Here is a 16,221-nt window from a genome sequence, read left to right on the forward strand (position 1 = left end):
CGGTGGCGGCCGGGCAGTGACGGTCTAGCCGGTGACGGTGCGGACGATGACGGTGCCGGCGGCGAGGTCCGCCCGGTGGGCCGTGCCGTCGTACCACCGCACCTCCAGCCGGTGGCCGTCGCCGTTCGGGGCCGTCCCCACGGAGAGGGTCCCGAACGGGCCGGGCGGCGGATTCGGACCGGTGAGCCGGACCGCGCAGACGAACAACGCGGGACCGCTCCCGACGGCGCCACGCAGGACGGGTGTGGCGGCGGCCGGGCCGAAGGCCGTTCCGCCCTCGGCGGTCTCGACCGCCGCGCCGTCGAAGCCGTGCAGGGCCAGGGCCTGCGTGGTGAGCCGCCCGTCGTCGGCCCGGACCCACCCGAGCGGTCCGTCGGTCCCGCCGGCCACCGCCGTCCCGGCGACCGCCCAGCCGCCCTGGCGCACGGCCGTGCCGGGGGCGGCTCCGGTGACGAGGTGGGCGCGGACCTCCTCGGCGCCGTGGGCGAGCGTGAGCGAGGTGACGGTGACGCCGGGGGCGTCCCGGCCGCCGGTCCTCGGGCGGTGAGCCGACGCCGCCCAGCCCTCGCCGGCGCCGAGCGGCGTGATCCGGCCGCGCTCGCTGGGCGAGCCGTCCACCAGCAGTGCGAAGTGGTTGTCCGCCGGCCGCTCGGCCGGCCCGGTGGCGGTCGAGTGGGCGAAGCGTGCGTACAGCGGGTTGTCGGGCAGGACGGTGTCGGCGGGCTGGTCGTCGCTGCCGTGGTTGTGCAGCCGGACCACACCGTCCGCGGCGGTGGACTGGATCAGCCAGCCGGGCTGCGGCAGCGGCAGCACCGCGTCGGCGGTCTCGGACGGGCCGGGCTGCTCGGTGTCGGTCCAGACGGGGTGGTCCGCGGGCAGCAGCAGGCCGAGGAAGCCCTTGCTCGCCCAGTACGGGGAGGCGGGCCCGGAGTACTCCTGGATCAGCGGCGGGTGGGCGCCGTACCAGCCCAGGGTGAGCAGACCGTCAGGCCCGACGGCGCCGCGGTCGACGAAGTGCCGAAGTGCCCCGGACGCGAGCCGGCGGGTGGTGCCGGGGCTGAGCGGGGTGTGGCCGGTGAGCGCGCCGGCCCACAGCGGGGCGGCGGCGGCGAACCGGTAGGTGAGCGAGCGGCCCTGGTGGACGGGGGCGCCGTCGGCGCCGAACAGCCGGGCGTAGCCGTCGAGGTGGGCGGCGAGCCGTGCGCCGTAACGGGCGGTCCGGTCCGGCTCCTGGGCGAGGTGGGCGTACAGGACCGGGTAGAGGTGCAGGGCCCAGCCGTTGTAGTGGTCGAAGGCCCGGGGGCGGCCGTCGGTGTACCACCCGTCGCCGAGGTACCACTGCTCGATCCGCTCCAGCCCGCGGTCGACCGCAGCCCCGGCGGCCTCGGTCTCGATGCCGGCCTCGGCGAGGAAACCGCCGACGGTGAGCGGGAAGAGCCACCAGTTGTTGTCGACCGGGGCGCGGTGGAGGGCGTCGGCGAGCCACCGCCCGGCGCGTTCGCGGACCGCGTCGTCGAGCCGGTCCCAGAGCCAGGGGCGGGTGAGCCGCAGTGCGAGGGCGATCGAGGCGGCCTCGACCATCGGCTGGGTGCGGTCGCCGATCACGCCCCAGGACTCCTCGTCGCCGTCGGCGAGGTCGCGCTCGGTGGTGGGCCGGCGGGTGCCGGCGTCGAGGCCGGCCGCGTACCGCTCCAGCAGGCCGTGCGGGTCCGCGCCGCCGGCGCCCGCGACCCGGAACGCCGCGAGCAGGAAGGTGCGGGCGTACCCCTCCAGCCCGTCGGAGCGGCGGCCGGAGATGCTCGGGCGCGGTCCGGGCAGGTTGATCAGCGCCTGCCCGGGGCTGGTGAACGGCCGGACGGCGGCCAGCAGCCCGTCGGCGACGGCCTCCCAGTGGGTCCTGGTCCAGCCGGTGTACGGGCTGGTGCGGCGGTCCTCGGGTGGCAGCTGCATGGAGACGTCCTTGTGTCGGGCAGGGCGCACGGCCGTCGGGCCGGCGGCCCGAATCTAGGGAGGTATCGATCGACAGTCAACATGATCGATCGAACGATCGACATGGCCTGCAAGCCAGCTACGAAAGGGGGGCCCATCGGTCCACGATTTCACCAGGCCAGTTGCCATTTTCAGTGGATCGCGGCAGATATGAGACGCAACCGTATCCGATCGTTCGATCGAAAAGTCTTGACTTCGATCGACTGCAAGCCCAGGATGGGCGTCGCCCGGCCCGGCCACCTCCCGGGCCAACGGTCCCCCCTGGCGTCTGCCACCCTCACCCAGGAGCTGTGCCATGCCCTCCCCCACCCCGCGGCGCCGCAGAGCGCTGCGCCGCACCGCCTGTGCCACCGCAGCCGCCCTGTCCGTGACCGTGCTGGCCGCCTGCGGCAGCGACGCCAAGGACGCCGCCTCCGAAGCCGCCTCGGACGGCAAGCCGGTCACCATCACCTTCTGGGGCTGGGCCAAGGGCACCAAGGACGTCGTCGCCGCGTTCAACGCCTCGCACACCGACGTCCAGGTCACCTTCGAGGAGATCCCCTCCGGCGTCGCCGGGGGCTACGCGAAGATCTCCAACGCCGTGAAGGCGGGCAACGCCCCTGACGTCTTCAACACCGAGTACCAGCAGCTGCCGGACTTCGTCAGCCAGGGTGCCGTCCAGGACATCAGCAAGCTCGCGACCGCCGATCTGAAGGCCAAGTACCTGCCGCAGTCGGTCGAGTTGACCACCCTCGACGGCAGGACCTGGGGCCTGCCGCTGGACGCCGCACCGCAGGCCTTCTACTACCGCAAGGACCTCTTCGAGCAGGCGGGCATCAGCGTGCCGAAGACCTGGGACGAGTTCCGCACCGCCGCGCAGAAGCTCAAGCAGGCCGACCCGAACACCCGGATCGCGACCTTCTTCCCCGACGACCCGAGCCCCTTCGAGGCGCTCGCGTGGCAGGCCGGCGCGCGCTGGTTCGCCACCTCCGGCGACTCCTGGAAGGTCGACATCAACGGCGCCGACACCAAGCGGGTCGCCGACTACTGGCAACAGCTGATCGCCGACGACCTGGTCCGCGTCCAGCCGTCGTTCAGCCAGCAGTGGACCGCCTCGCTGCAGAAGGGCGAGACGGCAGGCTACGTCGGCGCGTCCTGGGGCGGCGGCGTGCTCAAGGGCAGCCTGCCCGACGGCGCCGGCAAGTGGGCGGTCGCACCCGTCCCCACCTGGGACGGCACCCCGGCCAGCGGCATGCTCGGTGGCACCACGTTCGCCGTGTCCAAGGACAGCAAGAAGGCCAAGGCGGCGGTCGAGTTCGCCACCTGGGCCACCACCACGCCCGAGGGCATCAAGGCCCGGATCGCCTCCGGGACCTCGTCCTCCTACCCGGCCGCGCCCGCGCTGGTCCCGGTCGCCAAGGCCGCCTTCAACACCGACTTCTACGGGGGCCAGGACGTGTACGCCCTGTACGGCGAGGCCGCCAAGTCGATCAAGCCCTCCTGGACCTGGGGCCCCACCATGGGCGCCACGAACAACTCGTTCAAGGACAGCTTCGCCAGGCTCACCAGCGGCGGCGGGATCGGCCAGAGCGCCGACACGGCCCAGCAGGCCACGCTCGCCGAGCTGAAGAACCGCGGCCTCAAGGCCTCCCAGGGATGACCGACCGCACCCCCGCGGCACCGGCCACCGCAGCGCCCGCCCGCGCCGCTGCCGTCAGGCGGCGCGGGCGGCACTCGGCACCGGCCCTGCTGCTCGCCCCCTTCCTGCTGCTGTTCACCGCCTGCACGATCGTCCCCGTCGGCTACGCCGTCTACCTCAGTCTCTTCACCGAGCACCGCTCGGGCCTGGGCTTCGGCGGTACCGAGACGGTCTTCACGGGCCTCGGCAACTACACCCGCGCGCTCGGCGACCACGCCTTCCGCTCCGGACTGCTGACCACCGCCGAGTACTGCCTGCTCTACATCCCGCTGATGATCGGGATCTCGCTCGTCCTCGCGCTGCTCCTGGACTCCACCCTGGCCCGCGCGCGCCGTCTCTTCCAGCTCGCGCTGTTCCTGCCGCACGCCGTCCCGGGCATCATCGCCGCGCTGATCTGGATGTACCTGTACACCCCCGGCATCAGCCCCGTCGTCGACGCGCTCGGCTCGGCCGGCGTTCAGCCCGACCTACTCGGCCACCCGCTCCCGGCCGTCGTCAACATCGCGCTCTGGGAGTGGACCGGCTACAACATGGTGATCTTCTATGCGGCGCTCCAGGCCGTGCCGCGCGAGGTCCTGGAAGCCGCCGTGGTGGACGGCGCCGGACCGCTGCGGACCGCACTCAGCATCAAGATCCCGCTGATCCGCGCCTCGATCGTGATGGTCGGCCTGTTCACCCTGATCGGCTCGCTCCAGCTGTTCACCGAGCCGATGATCCTGCACGGCATCGCCCCCGGCGTGATCAGCACCTGGACCCCCAACATGTACGGCTACACCGCGGCGTTCGACAGAAACGACTACAACCTGGCCGCCGCCTCGTCGGTGCTGCTCGCCCTCCTGGCCGCCGGCCTGTCCGTCGTGGTCACCAGGCTCACCAGCGGCGCGCCCCGGCCCCGGAAGGAGACCGCCGTATGAGCGTCCTCGCACCGCAGCGGTCCACGCCCGGCGCCCCGCCGGCCGCTCCGCGACCGACCCGCCGGCCGTGGACGCTCTCCAAGGCCGCCGTCAACGGCGCCCTGGTCCTCGCCACCGCGTACACCCTGCTGCCGCTCGGCTGGCTGCTCACCGCCGCCGCCAAGAACACCGGCGACCTGCTCGGCGGCAACGCGCTCACCCCCTCCCGCTGGCACCTGGGCGAGAACCTGCACGCGCTCGCCACCGCCGGCGACGGCATCTACTTCCGCTGGTACCTCAACTCGCTGCTGTACGCCGGGATCGGCGCCGTGCTCTGCGCCTTCGTCTGCGTCTGCGCCGGCTACGCGTTCCACGTGTACGCCTTCCGCGGCAAGGAGAAGCTGTTCGGCCTCGTGCTGCTGGGCGTGCTCGTGCCCACCACCGCGCTCGCCCTGCCGATGTACCTGCTCGCCTCGAAGCTCGGCATCGTCAACACCTTCTGGGCGGTCTTCCTCCCGTGTCTGGTCAACCCGTTCGGGGTCTACCTCTCCCGGGTGTTCTGCGCGGGCTACCTCCCCGGTGAGGTGCTGGAGGCCGCCCGGATGGACGGCGCGGGCGAGCTGCGGACCTTCTGGTCGATCGGCCTGCGGATGGTGATGCCGGGCTTCGTCACCGTCTTCCTGTTCCAGTTCACCGCGATCTGGAACAACTTCTTCCTCCCCCTGGTGATGCTCTCCGACAACCGGCTCTTCCCGGTCAGCCTCGGCCTCTACACCTGGAACAGCCAGACCCACGCCTTCCCCGAGTACTACCCGCTGGTCGTCACCGGCTCGCTGCTCGCCATCCTGCCGCTGGTCGTCGCCTTCGTCGCCCTGCAACGGCACTGGAAGGCCGGGCTCACCGCGGGCAGCGTGAAGTGACCCCGCTCTCCCCCGCCTCCGACCGGAAGATCCCCGTCCCGATGCCCGCACCCGTCCCACCCCCGGCCGCGTCACACGGGCCGGCCGGCCCGCGGCGCCCGCGTGCCCTCCTCGCCATGGAGGCCGGCCTGTCCGACCGGCTGATCGACGCCGGCACCATGGACCGGCTCACCGCGCTCGCCCAGCTCGACCCCACCCTGGTGGTGGACGACTTCACCACCCCCGAGGCCGCCGCCGCCCTGCGCGAGACCGAGGTGATCGTCAGCTGCTGGGGCTGCCCACCACTGGACGAGACCGTGCTCGCCGGCGCGCCGAAGCTGCGCGCCGTGATCCACGCCGCCGGCTCGGTCAAGCACCATGTCACCGAAGCCTGCTGGGAGCGCGGCCTCCAGGTCTCCTCCGCCGCCTGGGCCAACGCACTGCCCGTCGCCGAGTACACCGTCGCCGCCGTACTGCTCAGCAACAAGCACGTGCTGTCCGCCCGGGACGCCTACCGCGAACAGCGCGGCGCCTACCACGGCGCCGCCACCACCGACGGCGTCGGCAACTACCGCCGAACCGTCGGCGTCATCGGCGCCTCCCGGATCGGCCGACGGGTGCTGGAACTGCTCCGCCCGTACGACCTCGACCTGCTGCTGCACGATCCCTACGCCGACGCCCAGGAGGCCGCCGCGCTCGGTGCCCGGGCCGTGGACCTCGACCAGCTCTGCGCCGTCTCCGACGTCGTGAGCATCCACGCGCCCGAGCTCCCCGAGACCCGCCACCTGATCGACGGCCGCCGACTCGCGCTGATGCGTGACGGCGCCACCCTCGTCAACACCGCGCGCGGCTCGCTGGTCGACCAGGACGCCCTCACCGCCGAGCTCGTCGCCGGCCGCCTGGACGCCGTGCTCGACGTCACCGTCCCCGAGGTACTGCCGGCCGACTCGCCGCTGTACGACCTGCCGAACGTTCTGCTCACCCCGCACATCGCGGGCTCGCTCGGCGGCGAGCTGCACCGGATGGCCGCCGCGGCGGCCGACGAACTCGCCCGCTACGCCCGGGGCCTGCCCTTCGCCCACCCGGTCCGGCCCGAGGACGTCCCCCGCACCGCCTGACGCGCCGCCGGCCCGTCCACCCCGCCCCACGAACGCAAGAGGAGAACACCCCATGCCCCGCAGGGTCATCGGCATCGTCATGAACGGCGTGACCGGCCGAATGGGCTACCGCCAGCACCTGGTCCGCTCGATCCTCGCCATCCGCGAGCAGGGCGGCCTGGACCTCGGCGACGGAGAGGTGCTCTGGCCCGAGCCCATCCTGGTCGGCCGCAGCGAGGCCAAGCTGCGGGACCTCGCCGAGCGCCACGACCTGGCGCACTGGACCACCTCGCTCGACGAGGCCCTCGCCCACCCGCTCGCCCAGATCTACTTCGACGCCCAGGTCACCCCGGCCCGTGAGACCGCACTGCGGACCGCCATCGCCGCCGGCAAGCACGTCTACACCGAGAAGCCCACCGCCGAGTCCCTCGACGCGGCCCTGGAGCTGGCCCGCCTCGCCCGCGAGGCCGGGGTGTGCAACGGAGCCGTCCAGGACAAGCTGTTCCTGCCCGGACTGCTCAAGCTCAAGCGGCTGGTCGACGGCGGCTTCTTCGGCCGGATCCTGTCCGTGCGCGGCGAGTTCGGCTACTGGGTCTTCGAGGGCGACTGGCAGGACGCCCAACGCCCGTCCTGGAACTACCGGGCCCGGGACGGCGGCGGCATGATCCTCGACATGTTCCCGCACTGGCGCTACGTGCTGGACAACATCGTCGCCCCGGTCCGCTCGGTCTACGCCCACACCGCCACCCACATCCCGCAGCGCGTCGACGAGCAGGGCAAGCCGTACACCGCGACCGCCGACGACGCCGCGTACGGCGTCTTCGAGCTGGAAGGCGGCATCACCGCCCAGATCAACTCCTCGTGGGCGGTCCGGGTGGACCGCGACGAGCTGGTGGAGTTCCAGATCGACGGCACCGAGGGCAGCGCCGTCGCAGGGCTGCGCAACTGCCGTGTCCAGCACCGCTCGACCACGCCGAAGCCGGTCTGGAACCCCGACCTTCCGGTCACCGACTCCTTCCGGGACCAGTGGCAGCAGGTGCCCGACAACGCCGAGTTCGACAACGGCTTCAAGATCCAGTGGGAGCTGTTCCTCAAGCACGTCGCCACCGGCTCCGACTACCGCTGGGACCTCCTCGAAGGCGCCAAGGGCGTCCAGCTCGCCGAACTCGGCCTCGCCTCCGCCCGCGACGGCCGCCGCCTCGACGTCCCCGCCCTGGAGATCTGATGGCCCAGATCACCCTCCCCGGCCACGGCCGTCACCACCTGCGCACCCCGGAACCGCTCGACCTGCCCGGTCGCGCGCCCGTCTCCCGGGTCGTCTACGCGGCCGCGCACGTCGTCGCCGACCCGCTCGCCGGAAACGCCCCGGGTGCTCCCGCCGCCGTCGACTGGGACGCCACCCTCGCCTTCCGCCACCACCTCTGGTCGCTGGGCCTCGGCGTGGCCGACGCCATGGACACCGCCCAGCGCGGCATGGGCCTGGACTGGGCCGCCACCCGCGAGCTGATCACCCGCAGCGGCGCCGAGGCCCGCGCCGCCGGCGGCCGGCTCGCCTGCGGCGTCGGCACCGACCAGCTCCCCGCCGGCGACACGACCCTGCCGGACATCCAGCGCGCCTACGAGCAGCAGCTGGCCGTCGTCGAGAAGGCCGGCGCCCAGCCGATCCTGATGGCCAGCCGGGCGCTCGCCGCCACCGCCGCCGGGCCGGACGACTACCAGCGGGTCTACTCCCACCTGATCGGCCAGGCCGCGCAGCCCGTCATCCTGCACTGGCTCGGCGCCATGTTCGACCCGGCCCTGGCCGGCTACTGGGGCTCCACCGACCTCGACACGGCCACCGACACCGTACTCACCCTGATCAGGGAGCACGCCGGACGGATCGACGGGATCAAGGTGTCGCTGCTCGACGCCGACCGGGAGGTCGCCCTGCGTCGCGCCCTGCCGGCCGGAGTCCGCCTCTACACCGGCGACGACTTCAACTACCCGGCCCTGATCCGGGGCGACGAACTCGGCCACAGCGACGCCCTGCTCGGCGTCTTCGACCCGATCGCCCGACACGCCGCGGCCGCCCTGCACGCGCTCGACGCGGGCGACCTCGATCGCTACGACGCGCTCCTCGCCCCCACCCTCCCGCTGGCCCGGCACCTCTTCGCCGCACCGACGTACCACTACAAGACCGGCATCGTCTTCCTCGCCTGGCTGGCCGGGCACCAGAACCACTTCACCATGGTCGCCGGCGCCCAGAGCGGCCGCTCGGTACCGCACCTGGTCGAGCTCTTCCGGCTCGCCGACGCCGCCGGCGTGCTACCCGACCCCGACCTCGCGGCCGGGCGGATGAGCCGCTTCCTCACCCTCGCGGGGGCCGGCGCGTGAACCGGCTCTCCCTCAACCAGATCACCACCAGGCGCTGGAGCCTGCCCGAAGCCGTCCAGGGCTGCGTGGAGGCCGGCATACCCGCCATCGGGCTGTGGCGCGACAAGGTCGCCGAGACCGGAACGGCCAAGGCCGCCAAGCTCGTTCACGAGGCCGGGCTCGCCGTCAGCAGCCTCTGCCGCGGCGGCTTCCTCACCGCCACCGGCCCGGACGGGCGCCGCGCCGCGCTCGCCGACAACCTCCAGGCCATCGAGGAGGCCGCCGAACTCCGCGCGGACGCCCTCGTCCTGGTCGTCGGCGGCCTGCCCGAGGGCAGCCGTGACCTGGCCGGCGCGCGCGCCCAGGTCGCCGACACACTCGCTGAACTCGCCCCGCACGCAGGAGACTTCGGCGTGCGACTGGCCGTCGAGCCGCTGCACCCGATGTTCTGCGCCGACCGCGCCGTGGTCTCCACCCTCGGCCAGGCCCTCGACCTCGCGGCGCCGCACCCCGCCACCCAGGTCGGCGTCGTCGTCGACAGCTACCACGTGTGGTGGGACCCTCGGCTGGCCGAGCAGATCGCCCGCGCCGGAGCCGAGCGGCGGATCGCCTCGTACCAGGTCTGCGACTGGACCCTGCCGCTGCCCGCCGACGCCCTCCTCGGCCGCGGCCACGTCGGCGACGGCCACATCGACTTCCGCGCGCTGACCGACATGGTCGAGAAGGCCGGCTACACCGGCTGGATCGAGGTGGAGATCTTCAACGAGACCGTCTGGAACGCCCCGGGCGAGCAGACCCTGCGCACCCTCAAGGAGCGACACCTCGCCCATGTGGTGACGCCGTGAGGGTCGTGATCGCCCCTGACTCGTTCAAGGGCACCGCCACCGCGCCGGAGGCCGCCCGGGCCCTGGCGGAGGGCTGGCGCTCCGTCCGGCCGCAGGACCACCTCGCCCTGCGACCGATGGCCGACGGCGGCGAGGGCACCCTCGCCGCCGTCACCGCCGCCGTGCCCGGAGCCACCGTGCACGAGGTGCCCGGGTGCGCGGGCCCGGACGGCCGCCCCGTCACCGGCGCCTACGCCCTCCTGCCGGACGGCACCGCCCTGGTCGAACTCGCCACCACCAGCGGCCTCCCGCTCCTCGGCGACCGCCTCGCCCCGCTCACCGCCACCACCCGGGGCACCGGCCAGGCGATCGCCGCCGCGCTCGACCACGGTGCCCGGCGGCTGCTGATCGCCCTCGGCGGCTCCGCCTCCACCGACGGCGGCGCGGGCCTGCTCGACGCCCTGGGCCTGCGGCTTCTCGACGCCGACGGCCGCGAACTTGCCGACGGCGGCGGTTCATTGGCCTCCACAGCCCGCGTGGACCGCACCCGGCTGCGCCCCGTGCCGCCGCGCGGCGTCCGACTGCTGACCGACGTCACCAACCCGCTCCTCGGCCCCGACGGCGCCGCCGCCGTCTACGGCCCGCAGAAGGGCGCCGATCACGCCGACATCCAGGTACTGGAGGACGGCCTCACCCGGCTGGCCGCCCTCCTCGGCGGCGCCCCGGCGGCGCCCGGCAGCGGTGCCGCCGGCGGGACGGCCTACGGGCTGACCGCCGTCTGGGGCGCCACCACCACCCCCGGCGCAGCCGCCGTCGCCGACCTGACCGGCCTCGACCGGGCGCTGGCACGGGCCGACCTGGTCGTCACCGGCGAGGGGCGCTTCGACGCCACCAGCCTGCAGGGCAAGGCCGTCGGCGAAGTCCTCACCCGGGCCCGGAAGTCCGGCGTCCCCGCCACCGTGGTCGCCGGCGAGTCGGCCTCCCCCGGCGTCCTCACCCTCAGCGGGCTCGCCGGCTCCGGCACGTCCGCCCGGGAGCGGGCGGCCCACTGGCTGCGCCGCGCCGGCGCGGAACTGGCACGAACCCGACCGGTGATGCCCTCACCCCCCTGACCGCGCGGCGAGCCCGTCCGCGCGCACCAGCCGCCCGTGTGGGCGGCCGGTACTGGTTCCACGCGTACCTCCTGCTCCATCCCCCACGGAGAACCCTCAAGGAGTCACCTGTGCGAAATGTCAGAATCCCCGCACTCGCAGCCGCCGCGCTGCTGGGTGCGACCAGCCTGCTCGCAGGTACGACCGCCCAGCCCGCCGCAGCCGAGTCGCTGCCGGGCAACATCGCCGACCACACCCTCCAGGCCACCCCGACGATGATCATCCGCCCCGGCAGCTGGCGGCAGACCAACGACGCGCTGGTCCGCGCCGACACCGATGCGGTCGTGGCCAACGGACTCGCCGCCAAGGGCTGGAACATCATCGCCGTCGACGACGACTGGATGATCAAGGCCAACGGCCAGGACTGGGACGGCACCCAGGTCGTTCCCGCGGGCCAGGGCGGCCGCGACGCGGCCGGCAACCTCATCAGCTCGCCCAGCAAGTACCCGCAGGGCATCAAGGCGACCATCGACTACGTCCACAGCAAGGGCCTGAAGTTCGGCATCTACGAGGACGGCGGCGACCTCACCTGCGACGGCGGGTCCGGCAGCTTCGGCCACTTCGCCCAGGACGCGGACTACTTCGCGAGCATGGGCGTCGACTACATCAAGATGGACTACTGCTACCCGCACCACCGGACGTCCACCTCCGGGCTCCTTCTCACCACGGACGCCGACGCGGACATGGCGATCGACGCGTACAAGCAGGCCGCCCAGGCCATCGCCGCGGCCAACGCCGCCCACGGCACGCACATGACCCTCAACTGCTCGGCCCCCGCCTACTTCAACTGGGACAACGCCAGCACCGACAGCGCGGTGTTCCGGAAGGTCATGGCCGGCGTGGCACTGTCCTCCCAGGAGTGGCGGATGGCCGCCGACATCGGCGGCAACAGCTGGTCCGCCATGCTCACCAGCCTCGAACAGGCCGACAACACCGCACAGTTCGCCCGCGCCGGCCACTACAACGACGTGGACCAGCTCGCCATCGGCCAGAGCTCGATGACGGTGCCCCAGCAGCAGGGCCAGCTGAGCATGTGGGCGATGTACTCCGCGCCGCTGAACATCAAGATGCCCGGCGCCGCCGCGTTCACCCCGCAGGTCGTCGCCGACGCCGGCAACACCGACGTCATCGCGATCGACCAGGACCGCCTCGGAGTCCAGGCCGTGCCCGTCGCCGAGGACGCCGCCACCGCGGTCTATGCCAAGCCGCTCGCGGGCGGCGACATCGCGGTCGCGCTGCTGAACAAGTCGGCCACCCCGCAGACCATCAGCACCACCGGTGACGACGTGGGCACCTCGGCGTCGAGCTTCACGCTCAAGGACCTGTGGACCAAGGCCGTCACCCCGAGCACCGGCACCATCTCGGCCACCGTCCCCGCGACCAGCGTGGTCCTCTACCGGCTGCACCCGGACGCCACGGCCACCTACTCCGACTGGAGGACGGCACTCAACTCCACCGCGATCAGCGACGACGACGCCGCCACCGCGGGCTCGTTCGACCGGGCCGGTGACAGCTTCTCCTCCGACGCACTGGCGGCCGCCGGTGTGACGCGGGGCTCCACGGTGCCGGCGGGCGGACAGAACTTCACCTGGCCGGGCGGCGGGTCCGGCACCTTCGACAGCATCGTGGCGCGCGGCCAGACCATCGAGTACCCGACCAGCGGGAAGAAGCTCGGCTTCCTCGGCGCCTCCAGCGGCGGCGACGTCTCCGGCACGCTGACCCTGACCTACACCGACGGCACCAGCAGCCAGGCGACCCTCGGCTTCCCGAACTGGCTCACCGCCCACCCGACCGCCTTCGGTGACAGCACCGCCATCACCACCACCCACCGCAACTCCCCGCACGGCCCTGACCAGTTCGGGACCAAGTACCTGGTCTCCTACGCCTCCGTCGCGGTGCCGGCCGGCAAGACCCTGGAGTCCATCACGCTGCCTGACAACTCCGCACTGCACATCTTCTCGCTCACCGACTCCTACTGAGCCTTCCGGCTCGTGCCGCGGCCACGGCACCGGATGTCCACCGGTGCGGCCGGATGACGAAGGCGGCACCGCCCCGTGCGGTGCCGCCTTCCCCGCTGTCCCCGTACCCGAGGACCACTGCTGGTACCTGTACCCGCCGGCGGGGAGGTTTCGCCTCCCGGGCCGAGGCGGCCCGGGAGATGGAGGCGGTGCCGGACGGTGAGCTGCGCGGGTCCGCTGGACCGCTCCCGTTGAACGACACGTTGCCATACAGGGCCCCAGTACCCGGGAGGACAGGCCTCGACGCCCTGGCCCCTGATGATCCGCACAGTCATGACGACCATAACCCTTCGTCACAGGACCCTACTGCTCGGCAGGTCGCCCCGATCCTGGATTCGAATGCAGACGGACCATCAGAGTCACTATTCGGCCCAGGCACGCTCCAACTGGGTGCGGAAGGTGGTGGGCTCCCGCCCGATCAGCTCAGCCAACGTCGAGTCGAGCGTGGTGAACTCGCCATCCCGCGCCGCGTCGAAGATGCTCAGTATCAGGTCGGCGATCGGGGCCGGGGCGCCGTGCGCCAGGACCTGCTCGCGGAAGGCGTCGTCGGGGACGACGGTGCGGGTGAAGGGCCGTCCGGTGGTCTGCGAAGCGATCTCGGCGACGGTGTCGAAGTCGAGCGCAGCCGGGCCGGTGAGCGGCGGGGTGGGCCCGTCGAAGCGGCCCTCGTCGAGGATGATCGCCGTGGTGGCCTCGGCGAGGTCGTCGTGGCCGGTCCAGGCGACAGGGCCGTCGGCGGGAAGGGCGATATCGCCGGTGTGGCGGGCGGACTCCAGGAACTGCAGGGCGCTGGCCGCGTAGAAGCCGTTGCGCAGCGCGGTCCAGGGCACGCCGGTGGCGCGCAGCAGGTCCTCGGTCCTGGCGTGGTCCCGGCAGGCCTGGAAGCGGGAGTCGTGGGCAGCGCCCATCTGGCTGGTGTACAGGATGCGGCCGACCTTGGCCTTCACGGCGGCGTCGATGGCGGCACGGTGGCCGCTGACGCACTCCTCGCCCGTGCGGTCGAGGGAGACGAGGAGCAGCTGCTCGGCCCCTTCGAAGGCGTGCAGGAGCGAGTCGGGGTCGTCGAAACTGCCCTGTCGGACACGGACGCCGCGGTCGGCGAGGTCCTGGGCCTTGCGGGGGTCGCGGACGCTGACGCCGACGCGGTCGGCGGGGACACGCTCCAGGAGGCGCTCGACGGTGCGGCGGCCGAGCTTTCCGGTGGCTCCGGTAACGATGATCATTGGGTTCTCCCGACGATGCTTCCGGTGGAATCATTCCAACAGTAACACTGGAAATTCCGATGGAAACAGATCCTCGGTATCATCGGTTCATGGCTACACGCGACTCAACCGACAGCCCTCGGCGCCGCATCCTCGAGGCAGCCGTCGAACTGCTGGAGAACGGCGGCCCTGACGCGGTGAGCACCCGCGCGGTCGCCGCCGCGGCCGGAATGCAGCCGCCGGCGATCTACCGCCTCTTCGGCGACAAGGAGGGGCTCCTTGAGGCCGTCGCCGAACACGGCTACGCGCAGTTCCTGGAGAGCAAGCGCGCGCAGCTCGACCCCGCCCCGCAGGACCCGGTGGAGGAGCTGCGTCGCGGCTGGGACGTGGTGGTCGGGTTCGGGGTCTCCCGCCCCGAGCTGTTCGCGGTGATGAACCGGGCCACCAGCCGGGGCGCGGACATGGCACACCGCGCGGGCCTGGAGATCCTCCACGGCCGGGTGCGCCGTCTGGCGGCCGGGGGATGGCTGCGGGTCGACGAGGAACTGGCCGCCCAGATCATCCAGGCCACCGGCCGGGGCGCGGTCACCACCTGGCACTCCACCCCGGCAGAACGCCGCAATCCGGCACTGCTGACCGCCCTCCGCGAGGCCATGGTCTCCGCCATCACCCGCACCGAACCAACACTCCCCGCCGAGGAGACCGGCGCCGCCGCGGCGGCCCGCGCGCTGCGCGCCGCCCTCCCCGACGACTCCGACGTCCTCAGCGACGCGGAGCAGCGCCTGCTGCGTGAGTGGCTCACGCGCCTGGCGGCGGATGGTGGCGCTCCGCGTGCCTGATCGCGCGTCAAGCACCCTCGTGCAGGTTGAACCTCACGAGGAGAGATCGTGCGATGAAGCAGCCTCCACAAGATGAGACAGCGGGCGACCACACGGCTCCGGCCGGCTTCCCCTTGCCCATAACGCGCCGCCGACGGAGTCCGTGGTCTCGTAGAAGGTCTTCGGGAAACCGGCGCCCTTGCACCACTTGGCCTGCTGGTCAGCTTCACGCCGTGGCCCTGGACGAAGCCGCCCTCCAGGTCGCTGTGCAGGAAGCCCTCGATCTCATTTCGCGACGTGTCGCGACACCGTCGCGGCCGGCTTCGGCGAGGCGGGGAAGACGGTGCTGTCGCTGTCGGGCGTGCGGGTGGCCAGGCAGTCGTCTCATCGGATCTTGATCACTGGGGTCCGGCCAGCCCAGGGACTCGGAGTGCCTTCCGCGATGGTGAATGCGGATTTCTGGAGATCCCCAGGCTCGCTCTTCGCTCCCGCTCAAGTCACCACCACCTGATAGCCGACGGGATACGCACCGCACTGGAGCATCAGCGCGCGGACGGCGGGATGCCGTTCATCTGCGACGAGGACACCTGGCTCACCGCCAACGCCGGCGTCGCCCTGCACATGGTCGGCGCCCCCGCACCCGTCCTGGACACCATCGCCGCACGCCTGCTGCACCTGCAGCACCACCGCGGCGGCTGGTCCTACACCGAACAGGCCCAACTGGCCGACGTGGACTGCACCTCGGTCGCCGCCGAAGCCCTCCACCTCACCGGTGTCGCCCACCACGCGCCGATCCGCCGCGCGATCAGCGCCCTGCACGCCCTGCGGGGCGAAGACGGCGGTTACCCCACCTACCTGGCCGGCGCACCGTCAGAAGCGTCCATGACCGCGGCCGCCGCCCACCACCGCGGCGCACCCGGCGGCGCGCGCTCGGTTTCGTGTGCGTCGCCGTCGTCCCCGAGGACGGGCGGTACTTCTCACCGCCAGGGATCACCTACATACTGCTGCGCACACCGTCGTCACCGACGATCTCTCTTGAAGCGCTCGTCCTGGGTCAGCCGAGCGATGATCCGGCTGCGCCGAGGGTGTCCCGCAGCCACTGCTCGACGCCTGCCACGTGCACCGTCGCCCAGGCGTGCGCGAGGTCGGGGCGGCGGTGGGCGATGGCGTCGAGGATGGCGCGGTGCTGCTGGCGGGTCCGGTCCACAGCGCCCTCCTCGGTCAGCCCGCGCCAGATCCTCGCCCGGGCGGTCGGGCCGGACAGGCCGTCGATCAGCGAGCACAGGACGGTGTTGCCCGA

General features: G+C 72.6%; 14 protein-coding genes. 10 read left to right on the forward strand and 4 right to left on the reverse strand.

Features of this window, described 5'->3' with window-relative positions:
- Positions 1-24: 24 nt before the first annotated feature.
- Positions 25-1,950: a DUF2264 domain-containing protein gene (locus tag ACZ5WK_RS38595; RefSeq protein WP_465554973.1), complete on the reverse strand. Its 1,926-nt coding sequence runs from the start codon at positions 1,948-1,950 to the stop codon at positions 25-27.
- A gap of 334 nt (positions 1,951-2,284) precedes the next feature.
- On the opposite strand from ACZ5WK_RS38595, the gene ACZ5WK_RS38600 reads away from it, so the two are divergent.
- The 9 genes from ACZ5WK_RS38600 (at position 2,285) to ACZ5WK_RS38640 (ending at position 12,862) form a co-directional block, all read left to right on the forward strand.
- The gene (locus ACZ5WK_RS38600; RefSeq protein ID WP_465554975.1) at positions 2,285-3,628 is read left to right on the forward strand and encodes an ABC transporter substrate-binding protein; all 1,344 of its coding nucleotides are present in this window, start codon (positions 2,285-2,287) and stop codon (positions 3,626-3,628) included.
- The gene (locus ACZ5WK_RS38605) at positions 3,625-4,581 is read left to right on the forward strand and encodes a carbohydrate ABC transporter permease (RefSeq protein WP_465554977.1); all 957 of its coding nucleotides are present in this window, start codon (positions 3,625-3,627) and stop codon (positions 4,579-4,581) included. The genes ACZ5WK_RS38600 and ACZ5WK_RS38605 overlap by 4 nt, the downstream gene beginning before the upstream one ends.
- Positions 4,578-5,480, forward strand: a complete 903-nt coding sequence (locus ACZ5WK_RS38610) for a carbohydrate ABC transporter permease (RefSeq protein WP_465554979.1) — start codon at positions 4,578-4,580, stop codon at positions 5,478-5,480. Before ACZ5WK_RS38605 ends, ACZ5WK_RS38610 begins: the two co-directional genes overlap by 4 nt.
- Positions 5,481-5,596: 116 nt before the next feature.
- Entirely contained in the window at positions 5,597-6,577 is a 981-nt protein-coding gene (locus ACZ5WK_RS38615; RefSeq protein ID WP_465554981.1) for a hydroxyacid dehydrogenase, read from the forward strand.
- Positions 6,578-6,629: 52 nt separating this feature from the next.
- On the forward strand, positions 6,630-7,781 hold the full coding sequence (locus tag ACZ5WK_RS38620; RefSeq protein WP_465554983.1) for a Gfo/Idh/MocA family protein: 1,152 nt from the start codon (positions 6,630-6,632) through the stop codon (positions 7,779-7,781).
- Positions 7,781-8,929, forward strand: a complete 1,149-nt coding sequence (locus ACZ5WK_RS38625) for a dihydrodipicolinate synthase family protein (protein ID WP_465554985.1) — start codon at positions 7,781-7,783, stop codon at positions 8,927-8,929. Before ACZ5WK_RS38620 ends, ACZ5WK_RS38625 begins: the two co-directional genes overlap by 1 nt.
- Positions 8,926-9,753, forward strand: coding sequence for a sugar phosphate isomerase/epimerase family protein (locus ACZ5WK_RS38630; RefSeq protein WP_465554987.1), 828 nt, complete (start codon positions 8,926-8,928; stop codon positions 9,751-9,753). Before ACZ5WK_RS38625 ends, ACZ5WK_RS38630 begins: the two co-directional genes overlap by 4 nt.
- Positions 9,750-10,844, forward strand: a complete 1,095-nt coding sequence (locus ACZ5WK_RS38635) for a glycerate kinase (RefSeq protein WP_465554989.1) — start codon at positions 9,750-9,752, stop codon at positions 10,842-10,844. The genes ACZ5WK_RS38630 and ACZ5WK_RS38635 overlap by 4 nt, the downstream gene beginning before the upstream one ends.
- 110 nt (positions 10,845-10,954) lie before the next feature.
- A complete protein-coding gene (locus ACZ5WK_RS38640) occupies positions 10,955-12,862 on the forward strand; it encodes a hypothetical protein (RefSeq protein WP_465554991.1) in 1,908 nt (635 codons plus the stop codon).
- Positions 12,863-13,263: 401 nt separating this feature from the next.
- Here the strand turns inward: ACZ5WK_RS38640 and ACZ5WK_RS38645 are convergent, their stop codons facing one another.
- A complete protein-coding gene (locus ACZ5WK_RS38645; protein WP_465554993.1) occupies positions 13,264-14,124 on the reverse strand; it encodes an SDR family oxidoreductase in 861 nt (286 codons plus the stop codon).
- Positions 14,125-14,213: 89 nt separating this feature from the next.
- Here ACZ5WK_RS38645 and ACZ5WK_RS38650 point away from each other — a divergent pair, with 89 nt between their 5' ends.
- Positions 14,214-14,942: a TetR/AcrR family transcriptional regulator gene (locus ACZ5WK_RS38650; protein WP_465554995.1), complete on the forward strand. Its 729-nt coding sequence runs from the start codon at positions 14,214-14,216 to the stop codon at positions 14,940-14,942.
- Between the two features lie 471 nt (positions 14,943-15,413).
- On the opposite strand, the gene ACZ5WK_RS38655 is transcribed toward ACZ5WK_RS38650, so the two are convergent.
- Positions 15,414-15,707: a hypothetical protein gene (locus ACZ5WK_RS38655; protein WP_465554997.1), complete on the reverse strand. Its 294-nt coding sequence runs from the start codon at positions 15,705-15,707 to the stop codon at positions 15,414-15,416.
- Between the two features lie 268 nt (positions 15,708-15,975).
- A partial coding sequence (locus ACZ5WK_RS38660) for an FCD domain-containing protein (protein WP_465554999.1) occupies positions 15,976-16,221 on the reverse strand: 246 nt, incomplete at its 5' end.

This window comes from Kitasatospora sp. NPDC032757 (assembly GCF_055579305.1).